The organism is Halalkalibacterium halodurans (genome assembly GCF_004376175.1).
In the GTDB taxonomy this organism is placed as follows: domain Bacteria; phylum Bacillota; class Bacilli; order Bacillales; family Bacillaceae_D; genus Halalkalibacterium; species Halalkalibacterium halodurans.
Genome location: NZ_SNUY01000051.1, coordinates 11,511 through 30,154, shown reverse-complemented (window position 1 = coordinate 30,154; position 18,644 = coordinate 11,511). Strand labels below are relative to the sequence as shown.

General features: G+C 43.7%; 18 protein-coding genes. 14 read left to right on the top strand and 4 right to left on the bottom strand.

Features of this window, described 5'->3' with window-relative positions:
* Positions 1-128: 128 nt before the first annotated feature.
* Entirely contained in the window at positions 129-1,121 is a 993-nt protein-coding gene (locus tag E2L07_RS15045; protein WP_053430368.1) for an NAD(P)/FAD-dependent oxidoreductase, read from the bottom strand.
* A 346-nt stretch (positions 1,122-1,467) separates the two neighbouring features.
* On the opposite strand from E2L07_RS15045, the gene E2L07_RS15040 reads away from it, so the two are divergent.
* The 4 genes from E2L07_RS15040 to E2L07_RS15025 all read left to right on the top strand — a co-directional run bounded on the left by E2L07_RS15040 (position 1,468) and on the right by E2L07_RS15025 (position 4,526).
* Positions 1,468-2,670: an NAD(P)/FAD-dependent oxidoreductase gene (locus E2L07_RS15040; protein ID WP_134229969.1), complete on the top strand. Its 1,203-nt coding sequence runs from the start codon at positions 1,468-1,470 to the stop codon at positions 2,668-2,670.
* Between the two features lie 351 nt (positions 2,671-3,021).
* Complete coding sequence (locus E2L07_RS15035; protein ID WP_010899547.1) at positions 3,022-3,174, top strand: YuiA family protein; 153 nt, start codon at positions 3,022-3,024, stop codon at positions 3,172-3,174.
* A 140-nt stretch (positions 3,175-3,314) separates the two neighbouring features.
* Positions 3,315-3,632: a YuiB family protein gene (locus E2L07_RS15030; RefSeq protein WP_010899546.1), complete on the top strand. Its 318-nt coding sequence runs from the start codon at positions 3,315-3,317 to the stop codon at positions 3,630-3,632.
* Between the two features lie 189 nt (positions 3,633-3,821).
* Positions 3,822-4,526 carry a 3D domain-containing protein gene (locus E2L07_RS15025; RefSeq protein WP_053430369.1) on the top strand — a complete coding sequence of 235 codons (705 nt, stop codon included), beginning with the start codon at positions 3,822-3,824 and terminating at the stop codon, positions 4,524-4,526.
* Between the two features lie 74 nt (positions 4,527-4,600).
* On the opposite strand, the gene E2L07_RS15020 is transcribed toward E2L07_RS15025, so the two are convergent.
* Both E2L07_RS15020 and E2L07_RS15015 read right to left on the bottom strand, forming a co-directional pair.
* On the bottom strand, positions 4,601-5,422 hold the full coding sequence (locus tag E2L07_RS15020; protein WP_053430370.1) for a cobalamin-binding protein: 822 nt from the start codon (positions 5,420-5,422) through the stop codon (positions 4,601-4,603).
* Positions 5,423-5,440: 18 nt separating this feature from the next.
* Positions 5,441-5,917 (bottom strand): divergent PAP2 family protein, encoded by a 477-nt coding sequence (locus E2L07_RS15015; protein ID WP_010899543.1) that lies wholly within the window; start codon positions 5,915-5,917, stop codon positions 5,441-5,443.
* 282 nt (positions 5,918-6,199) lie between these two features.
* Between E2L07_RS15015 and E2L07_RS15010 the strand changes: the two genes are divergently transcribed.
* The 10 genes from E2L07_RS15010 to E2L07_RS14965 all read left to right on the top strand — a co-directional run bounded on the left by E2L07_RS15010 (position 6,200) and on the right by E2L07_RS14965 (position 16,087).
* The gene (locus E2L07_RS15010; protein ID WP_134229967.1) at positions 6,200-7,627 is read left to right on the top strand and encodes a M17 family peptidase N-terminal domain-containing protein; all 1,428 of its coding nucleotides are present in this window, start codon (positions 6,200-6,202) and stop codon (positions 7,625-7,627) included.
* Positions 7,628-7,975: 348 nt separating this feature from the next.
* Complete coding sequence (locus E2L07_RS15005) at positions 7,976-8,965, top strand: phosphotransferase enzyme family protein (RefSeq protein WP_166740096.1); 990 nt, start codon at positions 7,976-7,978, stop codon at positions 8,963-8,965.
* Positions 8,966-9,145: 180 nt separating this feature from the next.
* On the top strand, positions 9,146-10,138 hold the full coding sequence (gene dhaK, locus E2L07_RS15000) for a dihydroxyacetone kinase subunit DhaK (RefSeq protein ID WP_053430374.1): 993 nt from the start codon (positions 9,146-9,148) through the stop codon (positions 10,136-10,138).
* Between the two features lie 17 nt (positions 10,139-10,155).
* Positions 10,156-10,746, top strand: a complete 591-nt coding sequence (gene dhaL / locus E2L07_RS14995; protein WP_053430375.1) for a dihydroxyacetone kinase subunit DhaL — start codon at positions 10,156-10,158, stop codon at positions 10,744-10,746.
* Positions 10,743-11,129: a dihydroxyacetone kinase phosphoryl donor subunit DhaM gene (gene dhaM / locus E2L07_RS14990; protein WP_053430376.1), complete on the top strand. Its 387-nt coding sequence runs from the start codon at positions 10,743-10,745 to the stop codon at positions 11,127-11,129. The genes dhaL and dhaM overlap by 4 nt, the downstream gene beginning before the upstream one ends.
* 101 nt (positions 11,130-11,230) lie before the next feature.
* Entirely contained in the window at positions 11,231-11,791 is a 561-nt protein-coding gene (dhaS, locus tag E2L07_RS14985) for a dihydroxyacetone kinase transcriptional activator DhaS (RefSeq protein ID WP_053430377.1), read from the top strand.
* Complete coding sequence (gene dhaQ / locus E2L07_RS14980) at positions 11,788-12,783, top strand: DhaKLM operon coactivator DhaQ (protein WP_053430378.1); 996 nt, start codon at positions 11,788-11,790, stop codon at positions 12,781-12,783. Before dhaS ends, dhaQ begins: the two co-directional genes overlap by 4 nt.
* Positions 12,784-13,101: 318 nt before the next feature.
* Complete coding sequence (locus E2L07_RS14975; protein ID WP_010899533.1) at positions 13,102-13,629, top strand: TRAP transporter small permease; 528 nt, start codon at positions 13,102-13,104, stop codon at positions 13,627-13,629.
* 79 nt (positions 13,630-13,708) lie between these two features.
* Positions 13,709-14,977: a TRAP transporter large permease gene (locus E2L07_RS14970; RefSeq protein ID WP_134229965.1), complete on the top strand. Its 1,269-nt coding sequence runs from the start codon at positions 13,709-13,711 to the stop codon at positions 14,975-14,977.
* Positions 14,978-15,025: 48 nt separating this feature from the next.
* Positions 15,026-16,087: a TRAP transporter substrate-binding protein gene (locus E2L07_RS14965; protein ID WP_010899531.1), complete on the top strand. Its 1,062-nt coding sequence runs from the start codon at positions 15,026-15,028 to the stop codon at positions 16,085-16,087.
* Positions 16,088-16,216: 129 nt separating this feature from the next.
* On the opposite strand, the gene E2L07_RS14960 is transcribed toward E2L07_RS14965, so the two are convergent.
* The gene (locus E2L07_RS14960; protein WP_166740095.1) at positions 16,217-18,235 is read right to left on the bottom strand and encodes a penicillin-binding transpeptidase domain-containing protein; all 2,019 of its coding nucleotides are present in this window, start codon (positions 18,233-18,235) and stop codon (positions 16,217-16,219) included.
* Between the last annotated feature and the right edge of the window lie 409 nt (positions 18,236-18,644).

The window sequence follows — 18,644 nt, the reverse complement described above, 5'->3', positions numbered from 1 at the left end:
TGGTTTTCGGCGTTATGATCGCTTGCGAAGCCGTATTCTCTTGCATCATCAATTCAAACATCAAACATTCGGGGTAGGATAAGAGGGGCTCGCCCTCCTATGCCACCCCAACATTTGACTAAGAACCATTAAAACAAGCTTGTGCTGTGACCAGGGAAAACACGGGCGGTTGGATCAATAAAGGCTTTAGCATTGTTGATGGCGGTAGGTGCTTCTCCAAAGCCGGTCGCAATCAGCTTTACTTTCCCAGGATACGTGCATATATCACCAGCTGCATAAATACCCGGAATGTTTGTCTCCATTTTTGTGTTGACAACGATGGAGTTCTTTTCGATTTCTAAGCCCCATCCTTTAATTGGGCCCAATGAGGAAACGAAACCGAAATTGACAATGACCTCATCAACATCGAGTGTTTCAACAGCATCACCTTTTACTTCTTGAATCGTCACGTGATGAATCTTTTCGCCGTCACCTGAGAGCTCAGAAATAGCAAAAGGGGTTAAAATGTTGACGGAAGATTTTTGCAGGAGTTCGACGCTATGCTCATGTGCACGGAATTTATCGCGTCTGTGAATTAGTGTCACATTTTTCGCGACAGGTTCAAGCATGAGAGCCCAGTCTACGGCTGAGTCGCCACCACCAGAAATGAGCACGTTTTTACCTGCATATGCATTTAAATCATTTACAAAGTATTGAAGATTCTTTCCTTCATATTGCTTGGCACCTTCCACCTCCAGTCTTCGTGGTTGGAAAGCCCCTGCCCCTGCTGTAATGATAATCGCTTTCGAGTAATGTGTTTCTTTGTCTGTTTTGATTGTGAAAGTATCGTCGGTTTCTTTCGTCACATTCTGAACGGACTGCTCAAGAGCAATAGTTGGATTAAATTGTTCTGCTTGTCTTTTTAAGTCATTTACGAGGTCCTGTGCTTTTACTTTTGGAAAACCGGCTACATCGTATATGTACTTTTCCGGATAAAGAGCAGCAAGCTGACCACCTAGCTGAGGCATGCTCTCGATAATCTTCACCTTCGCCTGCCTCATTCCGCCATAAAATGCAGCAAATAATCCTGTCGGTCCCCCGCCGATAATCGTAATATCATACAATTCTTCTTTTCTTGACATCTTGGCACCTCCGCGACACATTTTCCATTTCATTATAGATTTACACAAATGAAAATGAAAGGAAAAGGCGCTTTTATTATCGGAAAATTTAGAATTTCACAAAGGGAGTGTAAATAAATCTGTCATACCAACGGTTTCGGTAAGCGTTTTCTAAGATCGGTAATCATTTTTTAAAAAATGCTTGAAAATTAAAGGCAAAACTTCTATTATTATAGATGTATTTTGCGACAATTTTACGACAATCTACAGATATCATACAATGTCACTTTTTTTGCCATTATACGTGAAATGAATCACAATCTTTTTGTCAAATGGTGTCGAAAATCTTGAAATGGAAGTGATGATTTTGAATAAGCCAAACATCGTTATTCTCGGAGCAGGTTATGGTGGAATAATCACCGCATCCCGCTTGTCAAAGCAGCTTGGACACAATGACGCGAACATTACGCTTGTGAATAAGCACAGTTATCATTATCAAACCACTTGGTTGCACGAACCGGCAGCAGGGACGATTCCTGCAGAAAAAGCAAGAGTGCCGATCAAAGATGTACTCGACTTGAATAAGGTCAACTTTGTTCAAGACACAGCAGTCGAAATTGACAGAGACGCGAAGAAAGTCATCCTTGAAAATGGCGAGTTGGAGTATGATTATTTAGTGATTGCTCTAGGCTCTGTTGCTGAAACATTTGGCGTACCGGGCGTGTTTGAGCACGCATTTAGCAAGTGGACTGTCAATGGTGCTCGCCAAGTAAAAGAGCATATTGAGTATATGTTTGCAACATACAACAACCTAGAAGAGAAGAAGGACGAGCTCTTAACATTTATCGTGGCTGGTGCTGGTTTTACAGGGATTGAATTTGTAGGAGAGCTTTCGAAACGTGTTCCTGAACTTTGCGCAACGTATGACGTACCTCGTGAAAAAGTGAAAATGTACGTCATTGAAGCTGCACCAACAGCTCTTCCTGGTTTTGATCCAGAGCTTGTAGAGTACGCGATGAACCTTCTTGAAAGCCGCGGAGTTGAATTTAAGATCAATTGCCCAATCAAAGAAGTCGTTAAAGATGGCGTCATTTTAGCGAACGGTGATGAAATTAAATCCAACACAGTCGTTTGGGCGACAGGTGTTCGTGGACCGGAAATTATTGAAAAATCTGGATTTGAAGCGATGCGAGGTCGTATCAAAGTTGAATCTGATCTCCGTGCACCAGGTCATGAGGAAATTTTTGTCATCGGTGATTGCGCATTGATCATCAACGAAGAAATTAATCGTCCGTATCCGCCAACTGCACAAATTGCGATTCAAATGGCAGAAACCTGTGCACATAACTTGGCAACGCTCGTAAAAGGCGGTAGTGAGTTGAAAAACTTCAAGCCAGAGATTAAAGGTACTGTTGCTTCCCTTGGAGGAAAAGAAGCGATTGGTGTTGTTGGCACCCGAAAATTGTTTGGGAGCTCAGCAAGCTTCATGAAAAAGGTTATTGATAATCGCTCTCTCTTCTTAATTGGTGGTCCTGGGCTTCTATTGAAGAAAGGTAAAAACCCGCTATAAGCCGAAAGAGCGCATGCATACAACACAACCCTAACGATAGAGAAAAGGTTAGCTCAAATATGAGAGCTAGCCTTTTTTTATCCTGTTTAACTGGGGCTAAGATTCCACAGTGTGAACCGGAAAAACATTGAATGGGAGACCAAAGGGAACCACAACTGCTGAAGTTTCACTTACTATTTAAACTTCACTTTTATTGACATTGTATCGATGAAAACGTTAGAAAATTCAAAGAATTCGTAGATAGAGTCAATTGATTACGCTTACATGTGAGAATACCTCGCAATTGTCATGTTTATTTGTATTGAAAATTCTGATAATATAAATGAAATGATTGCTAGGGGGAGAAGGCTCGTGAGAAAGAGAGAACAGACAAAAACAACGAGTTGTCCGTACTGCAAGGGTCGTGGCTATTTTCAATTAATCCTAGGCGGTACGGAAACATGTGATTATTGTAGTGGAGCAGGAACTTTACAAGAAGTGAAGCCGGAAAGCATCGTCTCATGACGGTGCTTTCTACTTTTAAGAACATTTATTTTGTAGCAATTAAGGTGGCAGTCAGATGCTGACACAAAGCTGTCAAGATGACTTGCTTGACTGTGCTGCTTCCATTGAGTAAACTAGCAAGTGAACATGGGGGTGCACAGATGAGTTTACCGCAATTGCTCATTTCGATGCTATTATTTTTAATTTTATTTTTCGGCATAGGCTTTCTGTTAAATATGGTGTTACGGTCTACTTGGATTATGGCCGTTTTTTATCCGCTTATTGTTATTTTTATAGTTGATCATGTCCCGTTTTATCAATATTTCACATCGCCTGCTACCTCATTCTCTAGGTTGTGGGACGATCTGATGGCGTTGCAGCTTGTGGACCATTTGATCCTTACGAGCGGTTTTATCGGTGCAATTATTTCAGGGATTGTCATACGAATGTTACGTGTCCGCGGATACCAAATGTTTTAACGATCATGAAACGCTCTTCCTTCGGGTTGGGTGTTTTTTTTTGCTTGTATGTGTAGGATAAAAGGTAGGAAAGCCGGTCATGCTAAAAGTGAATTTGAATTGTTGTCGATAACTTTCTAAATTTTCCCGCGTTTTTTTGTATAATCTTACTTCTCTTTGGAGATGATGACTTCTGAGAGGAGTGAGAGGATGGAAGCAGCTAAAAAATATGGACGTCGTTCATTGATGACGATCCTCGTACTTGCTGCCTTTTTGTCAACTTTTCACACGGTTTCAGGAGTTAACGCTCAACACATTGAGCGATGGTTATTGGATCAAAGGGAATCCTCGGATACAGTGGAACCTTTAGAAGCGAACGATAATGCAAGCTATTCGTTATTTGATAGGGAAAAACGCAGCTTGCCAACGATTAAAACGGAAGAAAAAGCGAAGTCCTTACAGGCTGTCGAATCAGATCCTGTTCCATTGGAAGAAGCGGTTGATTGGAGTCAGTACCCATCGAAAAAAGTAGTGGCTACGGGCTACACGGCAGGGGTGGAATCGACAGGAAAACGGCCTGGAGATGCATCCTATGGGATTACGTTCTCTGGTGTTGAAGTAAGACGTGATCTCTATTCCACGATTGCGGCAGATCCCCGTGTGTTCCCAATAGGAACAGTTTTATTCATACCAGGGTACGGGTACGGTGTTGTAACCGATACGGGATCAGCGATAAAAGGCAATAAAATTGATTTGTACTATGAAACCGTAGAAGATGTGTTTAATCAGTGGGGCCGAAAAGAAGTGGAAGTGTACATCGTGGAAGAGGGAGACGGCACATTTACAGATGAAGAGCTAAAAGCTTTAAATGAAAATGAAGCTGTACAGGTCTTCCGAGAACAAATCAATCGTTAGCTGAAAAAAATCGAACCCCATTTGTTGCGGGTTCGATTTTTTTCACGTTACAAAGGACACTTTTTTAATTGACTTTAGTCGTCCAGGTTATGATCCCATAACGGATCCTTCCCATCATTTGCAGGGAAGTGAGAAGGGTGAAGCAGAGCAGCAAGCTTTTTCAAACCGAGGAGTAACCGAGGGGAAGGGCGACAATAGAGGGGCTCTTCTAATGCGTGCACCTTTCCTTCTTGAAGAGCCGCCATCTGCTCCCAGTTTGGTCGCTTCCAAAGCAGTTCAGGCTTAACTTTATCAGCGGCAATGCCAACCCAAGCAAGGCAAATATGATCCGGTTGCTTGTTAAGGACATCGTCCCAGTCGGTCTTCACACTAGGAATGGATGTATCACCGTAGACATTTATACCCCCGGCTAATGCGCTAATCTCGGTTAACCAATTCGTTCCCCCAGGAGTGAAAACTGGCTTAGGCCACCATTCCCAATAAAGGCGGACAGGCTCCACTTTGGCTGCCAAAGAACGATAGTGCTCAATGATTCCCTCGTACCGCTCGATTGCTACAGTAGCTTCTGCTGTCGCACCTGTACGTTTGGCTAAGTCTTTTAAGCATTCGCCAATTTCTTTTAAGGAATGTGGGTTATACACGACGTGGGGAATGTCTCTTTTTTGCAATTCCTCTACATTTCGCTCCATTCCTGGAACGCTGAGGGAAGCGACGACAAGATCAGGCTGTAGCGCTTCAACTTTATCCATGTCAATTCGTAAATCGGGTCCTAGCCGGGGAAGAGAGCGAGTGACTGTCGGCCAGTCGGAAAAATCATCCACGCCAACGAGCTGATCGGCAAGTCCAAGGTAGGCTATTTTTTCGGTATTGCTAGGACAGATGGAGACGAGTCTCATGGGAAAGAGCCTCCTTTACTAATAAATGACGACGTACAGTATGAAGGCAAGAAGAATGCCAAGCAAGGCGCCAAAAAACACCTCGATTGGTTGATGCCCAAGAAGTTCTTTCAGTTCCTTCCGTTTTTCCATTTCTTCTTTCTTCGGCCAGCTTTTCAATTCAGAAACAAGTTTGTTAAAATCACCGACAAGTTGATTCAAAACAGTCGCATGGTACCCGGCATGGCGTCTGACACCTGTCGCGTCAAACATGACAATAATACCAAAAACAGCTGAGATTGCGAACAACGGGGAATCTAGTCCATCTTCAAGAGCGATGGCTGTTGCCAAAGCGGTGACGGCAGCGGAGTGGGAACTCGGCATTCCCCCCGTACTCGTTAACAGAGTCCAATCCATTTTTCGGTCTGGAAGATAAGCAAGTGGTACTTTAACAAACTGAGCAACACCGATCGCAATCAACGCTGCCCATAGCGGGAAATTATGAAACAATTCCATGTTGTTCAACGTCCTTTCTCCATCTACATACAAATGCGAACAGCTTCATGGGACTATATAAAATAAAATGGTGTGAAGTTCACCTCATCACATGATATAGTAGGGAAAATCATCGTTCGATTGTGTAAAGATGCTTGTCAATTATACCATAAGAAGGCGATTTCTTACCATGAAACCATTGCGGTTATCTGTTTTTCTCTTTCCCTATATTCTATTCTGTTAATCGCTTGTCTAGTCTGAAAAACCTATCCAAGAAAAAAGACGCTGGGTAAGGAGGAGCGTATGCTGTATTTTCAAAATACTTTCAGTTTAAGGGGAACTCACGATGCGATCATTGTCGCAGTATTTGAAGGTCATGAGCCTTTTGTCGCAGAACTAAAACAATTAGATGAAACACTAAATGGCCATTTATCAACGCTTGTGAAACAAAAGCAGTTAAAAACGGAAGCAGGAAAGATAACCGAGCTTTATACGTTTGGTTTAATTGAAGTCAAATGGGTGCTAGCCGTAGGACTTGGAAAGCGGTCGGTTGCAAGTGCCGATACCCTTCGCGCAGGATTTGCAGCGGTCGGAGAAAGAGTAAAGGAAAAACGAATGACGAATGTAGCGGTGGTGCTACCTTCGTTCGTATCAGAGAGGGTAAGTGAACAAGAGGTTGCTCGGTTGTTCGGCGAGTCATTCACGATGGGCTATTCAACTATTGACGACTACAAAGAAAGAACGAACCTCGTCGATAAATCGCTGGACTCAGTGACGGTTTTTCATGGACATCGTCCTATCGAGACATCGGTACGTGAAGGAATAACATATGGAAATGGGTCTGTTTATGCGGAGCGGCTCATGAGTATACCGCGTACGTTGTTATCACCGACAGAGCTCGTGACAGAGGCGCAGGCATTAGCGAGCCGCCATGGATTTGACATGGAGACGTTAGGACAAAAAGAGATGGAAAAGCTAGGCATGGGTGGACTTCTAGCTGCAAGTGGCCCTGCTGAAAATGCAACGATGCTCGTGCTTAAGAACAAAGGGAAGCGTGAAGAACAGGAGGCTATTGGCTTAGTTGGCGCAGGGGGAAACGGAATTTTTAGCCCATGGATGGGCGGGGCTGCTGCTGTACTTGGCGCGATGGACATTATCGGGAGCTTACATAGTCAAAAGAATGTATTAGCAATTCTGCCGATCGTGGAACAAGAACATGGTCAGCAGAATCCGGCACCTGGAGATGTCATTCGTTCGTATTCAGGGAAAACCATTGAAGCGGATCATATAGAAGCAATAGGGGCATTGCTATTAGCCGACGGTATCACATATGCAAAAGAGTTAGGAGTCCATTCACTCGTGACAGTTGCCCCGTTAGCAGAAGAGCTACGGAGTATACTAGGTGATGAAATCACGGCCGCTGTTACAAACGACAAGTCCTGGTGGAAGAAAATGCAAGAAGCGTCTCTGAAAACAGGAGAACCAATCTGGGCACTCCCGTATTATCGACCTTATACGAAACGGCTACAGGAAGAATCGGTTGCTGATTTAAGGCTAACAATTGGTCGCTTTGCTAATTGTATGGCTACTGCCCTATTTGTTGGCGAGTTTGCAGAAAATGATCCATGGGTTCATCTTGATATTGCCGGCACAGTGGCGCGAGCCCGCGGCGTCATGGCACGGACTCTTGCCACTTTTGTATTGAATAATGGGGAGAGGGAACTCCGCTAACGAAGCGGGGGTTTCCTTTTTCACGTGAAAATCATTAACCGAATGTATTAGGAATTCCTCGAAAAATGGCGAATCTTTTTTGGTTTATGATGATCATAAAATGGTATAATTTTCTTTAGGATTCATGATCCGAATAATGAAGGGAAGGAGTGAGAGAATGCAATTTTTAATTTTAGTGAAGCAAACATTGGAAAATAAAATGATGCCTCTCGCTCATCAAGATTTAAAGGAAGTACGATGGATCATTTAACAATTCTACAGTTTCTTTATTCCGTTCTTATCTGATAGGTGCGCTGACCATTATTATTTTCCATTTAATGCTTCAAAACATTAAATGGGGGAATGTTTATGATGAAGCTAAGCACCATGAAAAAAGTAGTTGCTACCGTTGATAAAAAATGGAGAAGTCCGTTAGCTGAGTTCATTTTAGAGCGATGGGGTTTTGACCGTCATTCTGTTTTTTACTGGAGAGCAAGCGCCAACTTCATATTTATGTTTCAACATCATGGGAAAAAGTATTATTTACGGTTTAATGATTCTTGTGAAAGAAATCTTACAATGATTAAAGAAGAGCTAAAACTAGTTCAATACCTTGGGAGTCAAGCTTTAGCAGTCGCTCAGCCAGTTTTATCAAAAAATAACAACTTAGTAGAGGTTGTAATAACTCCTATAGGTACATTCTATGCTGTCGTTTTTGAAGCTCTTGACGGGGAGCATCTTTCGTTTGAGGAAATGAATGAAGAGCAACTTTTTGTATGGGGAGAAATGCTAGGCACGATACATGAGAATCTAAAGAATGTACCGAATGATTTGGCCATAAAAAGGCCTAGCTGGAAAGATGATTTAGAAAAAGTAAAAGAATGGCTCCCACCTAACGAAATAGCGGCAATGAAAGAGCTAGAGATGATTTCTGAATGGGCTAATCAATTGCCCATTACAAAAGAGAACTTTGGAATCATCCATTACGATTTTGAACTGGACAATGTACGATTTAACGAGATAACCATAAGTGCTCTTGATTTTGATGATTGCGCCTATTATTGGTATGTAGCAGATATCGTTTATGCGCTTAGGGACGCTGGGAAATTCCGTGTAACAACCCCTGCTATAAAGACGTTCATGAAAGGGTACAAATCATCAACTTTTTTAGACGAGGAGTTACTCGAAGAAGCGAATGGCTTTGAGCGATTGCATCATTTAGTCTCCTTTGCACGATTACTACGCTCAGTTGACAAGGATTACTCGAAAGAGGAACCGGGTTATCAGATGGATCTTAGCAAAAATTTAGTTTCTCTCATAAATAACTATCGCTTATCTTTTGAACAGAATCATAAATAAACGTAAATCCCATAATGGCGAGATACAACTATACCTTACGAATGATGGAGCCTCCGCAAAGCGGGGGCTTTTGAATGACTGTTTCTTTGACATGTTGCTTTTTTTGTCCGTTTCCTATGAAGCGCTTTCATTATACACTAGAGGTGGAAAACGAAGCAAAACGAAGGAGGCGTTTGGACGATGAAGAAAATTCTCAACGATCCGCAAAACGTTTTGGATGAAATGCTCGATGGATTTGTATATGCCAATGGACATCTTGTCGAACGAGTAGCGGAGACAGGTGTGATTCGCCGGACATATGTAGACAAAGGCAAAGTGGCGTTAGTTAGTGGAGGCGGTAGCGGACATGAACCGAGTCATGCTGGTTTTGTCGGACAAGGAATGCTGGCGGCCGCCGTTTGCGGAGAAGTGTTTACGTCGCCAACGCCGGATCAAATTTTTGAAGGAATTAAAGCGGCAGATCAAGGAGGCGGCGTTCTTCTGATCATCAAAAACTACACAGGTGATGTGATGAATTTTGAAATGGCAGGAGAAATGGCTGAAGCAGAAGGAATAACTGTTGATCACATCATTGTGAATGATGATATTGCGGTGGAGGATAGCTCATTTACAGCTGGAAGACGCGGGGTCGCAGGGACGATTATTGTCCACAAAATTGTAGGAGCTGCCGCTGAAGCTGGTCTATCGCTACAAAGCTTAAAAGTGCTAGGTGAAACAGTCATTGAGAACACGAAGACGATCGGTGTGTCGATCTTGCCTGCAACCGTGCCAGCTGTTGGGAAGCCAGGATTTGAACTGGGAGACGACGAAATGGAATATGGTGTTGGGATTCACGGGGAGCCAGGTTATCGTAAAGAAAAGCTGAAATCGTCCAAGGAAATAGCCGAAGAGTTGATCCTCAAATTAAAAGAAGCGTTTGGCTGGAGCAAAGGAGATAAATACGGTGTGTTAGTCAATGGGCTTGGAGCTACACCTCTTATGGAGCAGTATGTGTTTATGAATGATGTAGCGAACAAGCTAACAGAGGAAGGGCTTAACATCCAATTTAAAAAAGTGGGCTCTTTTATGACGTCTATCGACATGGCCGGTGTTTCTCTTACTCTTATAAAAATCGTGGAAGAAAAATGGCTTGATTATTGGAATCATGAAGTGAAAACGGTGGACTGGGCGTAAAGAGGAGGTAGGCTGGGATGTTTACAGTGGAAAATACAACGAAATGGCTACATGCTTTTCACGAAAAGGTTCAGGCGAATCAATCGTATTTAAGTGAATTAGACAGCGCGATCGGAGATGGGGACCATGGGACAAACATGGCTCGTGGGCTAGCAGAAGTCGAGCGAAAGCTAAAGGAGAATTCTTTTGAATCTCCACAGGAAGTGCTGAAGATGGCAGCAATGGCGCTCATTAGTAAAACGGGTGGTGCTTCAGGCCCGCTCTACGGGACAGCGTTGTTAGAAATGTCAAAGCAAGTGGCGATCGATCCCGATCATATTGGTAAGACAGTCGAAGCAGGATTAAACGGAATTTTAAAGAGGGGCAAGGCGACAACGGGGGAAAAAACGATGGTAGACGTATGGAAGCCAGTAGTTGAAAGCCTCATGGCGGAGCAGCAGCTAAGCAAAGAGAGGATTCACCAATTTGTGAGCGAAACGAAAGAGATGAAAGCGACAAAAGGTCGTGCCTCCTATCTAGGTGAACGTTCTCTCGGTCATCTTGATCCTGGAGCTGTATCGAGCGGGTATTTGTTTGAAGCGATGATCGATGGAGGGATTCTGTCATGACAACAAAGCCGTTTGGCATTGTCATCTCCTCCCACGTTCCTGCATTAGCGGAAGGAATCGTCACGCTATTAAAAGAGGTGGCCAAGGATGTGTCCATCACTTATGCGGGTGGAACGGACGACGATCAGGTGGGAGCCAGCTTTGAGAAAATTCAGCAGGCGGTCATGGACAACGAGGCTGATGAACTGTTTGTGTTTTATGATTTAGGTAGTGCAAAAATGAATGTCGAGATGGTGATTGAGCTAAGCGAAAAGACGATTCATCTCATGGATGTGGCCCTTGTAGAAGGCGCTTATACGGCCGCTGCTCTTACGCAAGGTGGTGCTTCTTTTGAGACCATCACGGAGCAACTACAGCCGCTTACGATCAAATCACGTGGCTGAATCTTTCAGGCAGTAACTCATCATTTTACGGGCACGGTGCTTCATCGTGCCCATTATCCATTTCCGATTTTTACGTTTCGGTGAGCTAAAGGAGCAACGGCATGACAAATTCGATCATTACGAAAAAAGTGATTGCCAAAGCGTTCAAAGATTTGATGGAAGTACAGCCGTTTTCAAAAATCTCGGTCAGTGATATTATGAGCCGTGCTAACATGCGAAGGCAAACGTTCTACTATCATTTCCAAGATAAATTTGAACTTTTACACTGGATTTATAAGCAAGAGACGAAAGAACACAGTATTGATTTTTTAGCCTATGATGATATCCAAACCATTTTTCGCCATCTGCTGCATTACTTTTATGAAAACCAAACATTTTATCAAAGGGCGATGGACGTGAACGGGCAAAATGGGTTTTCCGACTATTTGTACGAACATATCCAAACCCTTTATCTCAATGAAATCGATAGACTTTCGCAAAAAGATCGCGAATTTATTTCGTCGTTTTATAGCTATGGTGTTGTCGGTATAATTCATCAATGGCTACAAGCACACTGCCCACAAGAACCAGATGTGATCGCTGACCATTTGTATCATTTGATACACAAACCATGGCAATGGTCGATTCAACAAGAGTCAGAAAGCTCAGGTGAGGAATCATGAAAAAAATCATGAACGGACCAGAAAAGATCGTTGATCAAATGCTTCAGGGCTTTGCTTTTGCTCGAGCGGACAAAGTCGAGTACGATCCGTTGCATCGCGTCATCTATCAAAAAACCTTCGATCCCAAAAGTGTGCCAATTATCAGTGGAGGCGGTAGCGGACACGAACCTGGACATTTAGGGTATGTAGGGGAAGGGATGCTTGCGGCCGCTGTTCAAGGAGACGTGTTCGTTCCGCCGTCAGCTCAACAAGTTCTCGCTGCGATTCGTCAAATGGATCAAGGGAAAGGTGTTCTGTTGATTATCAAAAATTTTGTTGCAGATTTAGCGACGTTTTTGTCAGCAGAAGTTCAAGCCCGAGCCGAGGGAAGAGATGTTGCGCATGTGATCGTAAACGACGATGTATCCGTGGAAAGCGATGCATCCTTTGAGAAACGGAGGCGTGGAGTGGCAGGAGCCGTTCTCGTCCATAAAATTATCGGAGCTGCAGCCAAGGAAGGCTATTCACTAGAAGCGTTACAAGAGATTGGTGAACAGGTTGTAAAAAATCTTGCCACTTTAGGTGTGGCTCTCACCCATGCAGATTTACCGGAGAGACGTGAGCCCCAATTTCTGTTGGAGGAGGGGGAAGTGTACTTCGGGGTTGGAATTCACGGTGAGCAAGGGTACCGGAAAGAAAAGCTTGTGTCGTCTGAACTGCTGGCCGTCGAACTAGTGAATAAGTTAAAGAGTCTTTATCGCTGGGATAAAAATGATCAATATGCAGTTCTCATTAATGGCCTTGGTGGCACCCCGTTAATTGAACAATATGTGTTTGCTAATGACGTTCGCCGGTTATTAGCGATTGAAAATTTACACGTTTCCTTTGTGAAGGTAGGAACTCAACTGACTTCCCTGAATATGAAAGGTATTTCATTGACTATGCTGAAAATCTGTGACGAGCAGTGGGTAAAATGGCTGTACGCGCCAGTTGATGTTGCCCACTGGGCCTAATTTCTATTAACCACTCCTCCAACACGAGGGGTGGTTCTTTTTTCGGAAAATGCACTAGCGATTTCGTCGGATTGAGGAGGATATGAGACGATCTGCGAGGATAACGTTAGGAATGTTATGTGATAGTTTCTCATATAAGAATAGGAGGGCTGAACCACTATTAGCCAATATTATGCCGTTTGAGGCGCCAGTATTTTTCCAGTATGCTTTTAATATCCGTATGATCTCATATTATTTTACGAGGTTTTTGATAAAATTGTCTATTTTTTGTAATTTTATAGTTTTTACTGACAACTTCATAGAAAGGAGGAAACGCTTGTGACATTCGTTTCTCGCTCACTAAAATTGCTTGATCGCGCGATTATGAAGCTAGAAGAGATCATTTTGAGCTGGTCGATTATTACGATTGCCGTCATGATTGTCGGTAATGTGCTAAGTCGGACGTTTTTTGGCACAAGCTGGTCGTTTCATCAGGAAGTGAGCCAGTTTGCCGTCATTATTGCAACATTTATGGGAATCAGCTATGCCGCTCGGAAAGGGAGACACATAAGCATGTCTGCTTTCTATGATCTAGCTCCATTTAAAATTCGCAAGGCCTTATCCATTTTTATTCCGGCCTTAACGGCTATTATCCTGTTCACTTTCGCCTATTTTGCTTATCACTATATGATATCGGTTTATCATACGAGCCGAGTAACGACAGCATTACAAGTTCCAGCTTACCTGATGTCTGTATTTATTCCTGTTGGCTTCACTCTTGGTGGGATTCAATTTTTACGGAACATGTGGATCAACATAAAGGAAAAGGATGTCTATTTAGCAATGGATCGGAAGGATTATACATAGAGAGTAAGTATCCTAATAGGAGATGGGGAACATTCACGAAAAAAAAACGAAAAATTCATAAGACTGTGAGGAACCGAAAATGATTGCAGTGATGTTAGTCATCATGTTTGTTTTACTTGCGCTTGGTTTCCCGATGATGATTCCTATGCTGGCAGCTTCGGCGATCGTGCTCTTTCTCTTTTTTTCTCACGTGGATCCGATGATCTTGATCCAGCAAATGATGGAAGGGATCTCATCGTTTGTGCTATTAGCGGTTCCGCTGTTTATCTTTGCAGCTGACATTATGTCAAAAGGAAAAACATCGAAACGGCTATTAGACTTTGTTGGAGCTTTCGTCGGTCATATCCGCGGGGGCTATGCGGTGACGACCGCGATTACTTGCGCCCTGTTCGGGTCCATTTCTGGTTCGACGCAGGCGACGGTTGTTGCCATCGGGAAACCGATGCGGGAGCGGCTCTTATCATTAGGTTATAAAGATTCAAAAGCGATTGCGCTAATCATAAATGCTAGTGACGTTGCCTTACTCATTCCACCGAGCATCGGCATGATTATCTATGGACTTGCAGCACCTAACGTATCGGTTGGTGACTTGTTTATTGCCGGCATTGGTCCAGGGTTTCTCGTCATGTTCATGTTTGCTGCGTATAGTTACTACCATGCGAAAAAGAATAACATTCCCCTTGCCGAACGGTTTTCGTGGGCAGCACGAGGACGGGCAACGGCAAAAGCGCTGTTACCCCTCGGATTTCCGATCATTATTATCGGAGGTATTTATGCGGGGATCTTTAGCCCAACTGAAGCGGCTGGGATATCCGTGCTCTATGCACTAATTCTTGAGGTTATAATTTATCGCTCGATTAAACTAAAAGAAATCCCGAGCATCGCTCTATCGACAGGACTTGTGACGGCGGCTGTTTTTATTCTTGTCGCCGCAGGTCAAGCGTTCTCTTGGCTCATTTCCTTTGCTGACATTCCGCGCACGTTCACGGACGTTGTCTTCAGCAATGACCCATCAGCCTTGTATGTTCTGTTGATTGTTGCCCTGTTTTTCTTTATCGGTTGTATGTTTGTCGATCCCATCGTCGTCATCTTAATATTGACACCGATTTTTTATCCGGTGGCTATGCAAGCAGGGGTCGATCCAATTCACTTAGGGGTCGTCATCGTTTTCCAAGCGGCGCTCGGCTCTGCGACACCACCATTTGGAGTTGATATTTTTACTGCAAGCGCGGTGTTTAATAAATCGTACTTAGACGTTATTCGGGGAACACCACCGTATATTGTGATGCTGATTATTGCTTCAATATTAATTATCGTGTTTGAGGAGATTTCCTTATTTTTGTTGTAAGGAATCCTTAAAACAATAGATGTTTCAAAAAAGTATAGGGGGTATTAGATGTTTTTTAAAACAAAACCGTGGAAGGCTCTTGCAGTAACGGGAGCACTAGCCATGGCACTTACGGCTTGTGGAAGTGAAGAGACAGGATCTGCCAATGGGGAAGAGGAGTACAGTTGGCAGTTTGTCACGGAGGAAACACCAGGCCAAGTACAGTATGAGTACGCCGTCGAGTTCGCAGAGCTTTTGGAAGAAAAGACGGATGGACGTGTATCGATGAACGTTCGTGACTTCGGATCTCTCGGAAGTGAAGTTGATCAGGTCGAACAGCTTCAACAAGGCATCCTTGAGTTTGGCATTATTTCTCCAGGGTTTACAGGAGGACTTGTACCTGAAGGACAAGTGTTTTCTTTGCAATTTTTCTTCCCAGATGATCAAGAGGTCACCCAGCAAATTTTGAATGAAAGTGTAGCACTAAATGAAAAATTAGCGGCCTTCTATGAAGCGCAAAACATTAAACCGTTAGCCTTTATGTCGGAAGGGGCAATGCAGTGGACAGGAAATTCACCGCTCCGCTCACCAGATGATTTCAATGGATTTAAGATGCGCACCCAAGAGTCACCGCTCATGCTACAAACGTACGGTGCTTATGGCGCAGATCCACAGGCGCTTAGCTGGAGTGAGCTGTATACATCCCTGGACCGGAGCGTGGTTGACGGACAGGAAAATCCAATTTTCTTTATTCAAGACGCTTCATTCCATGAAGTGCAAGATCATATGACGATCTCCAATCACAATACGTATGTGGCGATGGTGACGGTAAATAACGACTTATATGAAAGCTTACCGGAAGATATTCAAGCAGCAATTCACGAAACCATTGATGAAATGCGTCCGCGCGGCTTTGAAATCCAACAACAGTTGAATGCCGATTTACTAGATGAGATCAAAAATGATGAGGCGAACCCGACCGAGGTTTACGAATTAACGGAAGAAGAGCGAGCAGCTTTCCGTGAAATTCAAGAGCCGATCCATCAATTTTTCCGTGATGAAATTGTTGGGGACGAAGGTCGAGAAATGTTTGATCTTCTCGTAGAGGAAATCGCTGAATATCAAGAATAAAAAGGCGAGGACAGAACTAGCCAAACAAATTATAAAGGTTCCGATCATCTGTTTTTGATGATTGGAACCTTTTTTTGGAGATTGTTTTCCATGCTTTCTAGCCTGAGAGTGCGAATCCCGCACTCTTTTTTAGTCTTCAAAAACCGAACGCACTTTAGGAACAACATATTTACTGCCCCCGCGATCTTCAACGTCTTCTATCATCATAAGAACGAGCATGTCTTCATCCATCGCCACAAACCATCCATCTTCTTTGCCTTCCTCTTCTTGACTTTCTTTATATTCTGTCGTTCCTGTTTTACCGGCTAACGGGAGATCGTCCATATAGGCTCCATGCCCAGTTCCACTTGAATCTCGAACGACTTCCTTTAAGTCATCTAAAAGAAGCTTGGCATGTTCTTCACTTATGAGGTTCTCTTTCCACATGTCAGGTTCATCGCCTGCAAGTAACAATGGGATAGGTATAGTACCGTTGTTCATAATACTTGCATACATTAGGGAAAGATGGAGGGGGGTGACGAGCATTTCCCCTTGTCCGTAGGCCGTGTTCGCGAGCAGAACACTAGAGTCCAATCCGTCATTGGCAAGGGAAGAGGCAGGCATGCCATAAGCGAAAGGAATGTCCTCCCCGAACCCGAATGCTTCAAAGCCTTCTGTCAGTACATCAGCCCCGATCTCTAATGCGATTTGGGCAAAATAAATATTATCTGAATAAATAAGGGCATCCCGCAAATCAACTGGGCCATCGGTGACGTTTACACGTTTGACCGTATAATTGCCCCAAGAATCATCATCTGGCTGCCAGCGGTCTCCCGTGATCGTTCGGCCCTCAGTGGGATCAAGACCGTGTTCAAGGGCAATCGCTGCCGTAATCGGCTTTATGGAAGACCCTGGTGTAAATCGCTTCGTAAAGCGATTCAGTAGTGGATTTCGTTCATCCTCTTGCAGCTCTTCGTAACGGGTCGACGTAATTCCGACGACAAATTCGTTTGGATCATAAGAGGGTGAGCTCACAAGGGCAAGAACTTCACCAGACGTTGGATGCAAGCTAACACCTAAGCCCCCTTCGTCCGCCAGCGAATCATAGATCGAGCGCTGGACGTCGGCATCGATCGTCAGCTGAACCGTCTCCCCATCAACTGCTTCTTTTTCTAAAAGGGTCTCTTTCAGCTCCCCATCGGCTGTACGGATAAAAATGCGTCCGCCCGTTTCTCCTCGCAACCGTGGTTCGAGAATGCTTTCGAGCCCTGTTTTCCCGATGGTGGATTGTGCATGATAGCCTTCCTCTTTCCGTTCTTCTAATTCTTCTGCTGTGATCGCCCCGACGTATCCAATTAAATGGGCAAAGCTTTCAGCAAATGGATACTCCCTCGCTCCAATTTCCCGATAGGTTACACCTGGGATGTCCATCAGGGCATCGCGAAAGGAAGTATCACTACTTGAAATGGTGCGCACTGGAACAAATGTGTCATCCTGTACCCAAGATTGATTTAACAATTCGTCAAGTCGCTCTTCACTTACACCAAGATCCTCACTCACGCGTGCAAACGTATCGTCGTGATCTTCAATACGCTCTGGGACAAGACCGATTTCATAGGCAACACCGTTGATCGCCAGTTCGACACCGTTACGGTCGACGATTTCTCCCCGTGCCGGTGCCAACGTTTCATAGTGAACCGTGTCTCCTTCTTCAAGCGAAGGAAGAATCATTGAAGGTTCCCATTCGATCGACCAAAACGGCTCTTCCTCGTCCTCCACATATGTAAGCGATGCTGTCATTCGCTCTTCCGTTATCGTTCCGGCAAAGGTGTCTAGCGAAAAACGGTAGTCGATCTCCGCCGTCAGCTCATCACTCGATTCATCGGTAGCAGCTTCTTCCTCATTTTCATCAATGATCATTTCAATCACAAGGTTGTTGGCTGAAATTCCGCCATAGATCGTTTCATAGCGCTCAACGAATGTCTCTTCTGATAACTCCTCTTTCACTTGTTCACTAAGCATATGATACATTTGCCCGTAGTCTTCATTTTTCCAATGGTCAGCAAATGTAGTAAATGCTTCTTCTGGACTTGGCTCATTTTGAGCACATCCGGAAAGGTAAAGTAATGTTAGTAAGATCGTTGCAAAAAACCAATTTGCTTGTTTCATTGTCATCCCCTTTCGCATGTGTTACGTTATCAAGCTAAAAGCTAGGCTTTATTTCCCATTATACTAGAATTGAGAGGACGGAGCCAAAAATGTTAAACGATAGAAAAGGGATTTTTGATTTTTTAAGAAACCGTGCAGCATTAAAGTTTTTGCGTGTGAGATTTAATTCTTTTAGTACCCCCAACTTCTAGGGATAGGATTCGCTTCAAGGCTGATAGATAATGGAGAAAGGAAAAATAGAGTCTCGGAATAAATAACAATTTTCCGGGTCAAATGAACCAAAATTACTGGAAATTGGATTGGAATGGCCTGCACACTCATTATTTTCATTGTATTTTCAAAAATGTGCATGACAAAGAAACCTATTGCCATTATTTTTTTAAAAATTGACTAGGCGGCTTTAGGAAAG

Excerpts from the sequence above, each read along its gene's own strand:
- E2L07_RS15045 (WP_053430368.1), bottom strand. The coding sequence starts at position 1,121 with ATGTCAAGAAAAGAAGAATTGTATGATATTACGATTATCGGCGGGGGA.
- E2L07_RS15030 (WP_010899546.1), top strand. The coding sequence starts at position 3,315 with ATGAGTTTACCGCAATTGCTCATTTCGATGCTATTATTTTTAATTTTA.
- E2L07_RS15025 (WP_053430369.1), top strand. The coding sequence starts at position 3,822 with ATGGAAGCAGCTAAAAAATATGGACGTCGTTCATTGATGACGATCCTC.
- E2L07_RS15020 (WP_053430370.1), bottom strand. The coding sequence starts at position 5,422 with ATGAGACTCGTCTCCATCTGTCCTAGCAATACCGAAAAAATAGCCTAC.
- E2L07_RS15015 (WP_010899543.1), bottom strand. The coding sequence starts at position 5,917 with ATGGAATTGTTTCATAATTTCCCGCTATGGGCAGCGTTGATTGCGATC.
- E2L07_RS15010 (WP_134229967.1), top strand. The coding sequence starts at position 6,200 with ATGCTGTATTTTCAAAATACTTTCAGTTTAAGGGGAACTCACGATGCG.
- E2L07_RS15005 (WP_166740096.1), top strand. The coding sequence starts at position 7,976 with ATGATGAAGCTAAGCACCATGAAAAAAGTAGTTGCTACCGTTGATAAA.
- dhaK (WP_053430374.1), top strand. The coding sequence starts at position 9,146 with ATGAAGAAAATTCTCAACGATCCGCAAAACGTTTTGGATGAAATGCTC.
- dhaL (WP_053430375.1), top strand. The coding sequence starts at position 10,156 with ATGTTTACAGTGGAAAATACAACGAAATGGCTACATGCTTTTCACGAA.
- dhaM (WP_053430376.1), top strand. The coding sequence starts at position 10,743 with ATGACAACAAAGCCGTTTGGCATTGTCATCTCCTCCCACGTTCCTGCA.
- dhaS (WP_053430377.1), top strand. The coding sequence starts at position 11,231 with ATGACAAATTCGATCATTACGAAAAAAGTGATTGCCAAAGCGTTCAAA.
- dhaQ (WP_053430378.1), top strand. The coding sequence starts at position 11,788 with ATGAAAAAAATCATGAACGGACCAGAAAAGATCGTTGATCAAATGCTT.
- E2L07_RS14970 (WP_134229965.1), top strand. The coding sequence starts at position 13,709 with ATGATTGCAGTGATGTTAGTCATCATGTTTGTTTTACTTGCGCTTGGT.
- E2L07_RS14965 (WP_010899531.1), top strand. The coding sequence starts at position 15,026 with ATGTTTTTTAAAACAAAACCGTGGAAGGCTCTTGCAGTAACGGGAGCA.
- E2L07_RS14960 (WP_166740095.1), bottom strand. The coding sequence starts at position 18,235 with ATGAAACAAGCAAATTGGTTTTTTGCAACGATCTTACTAACATTACTT.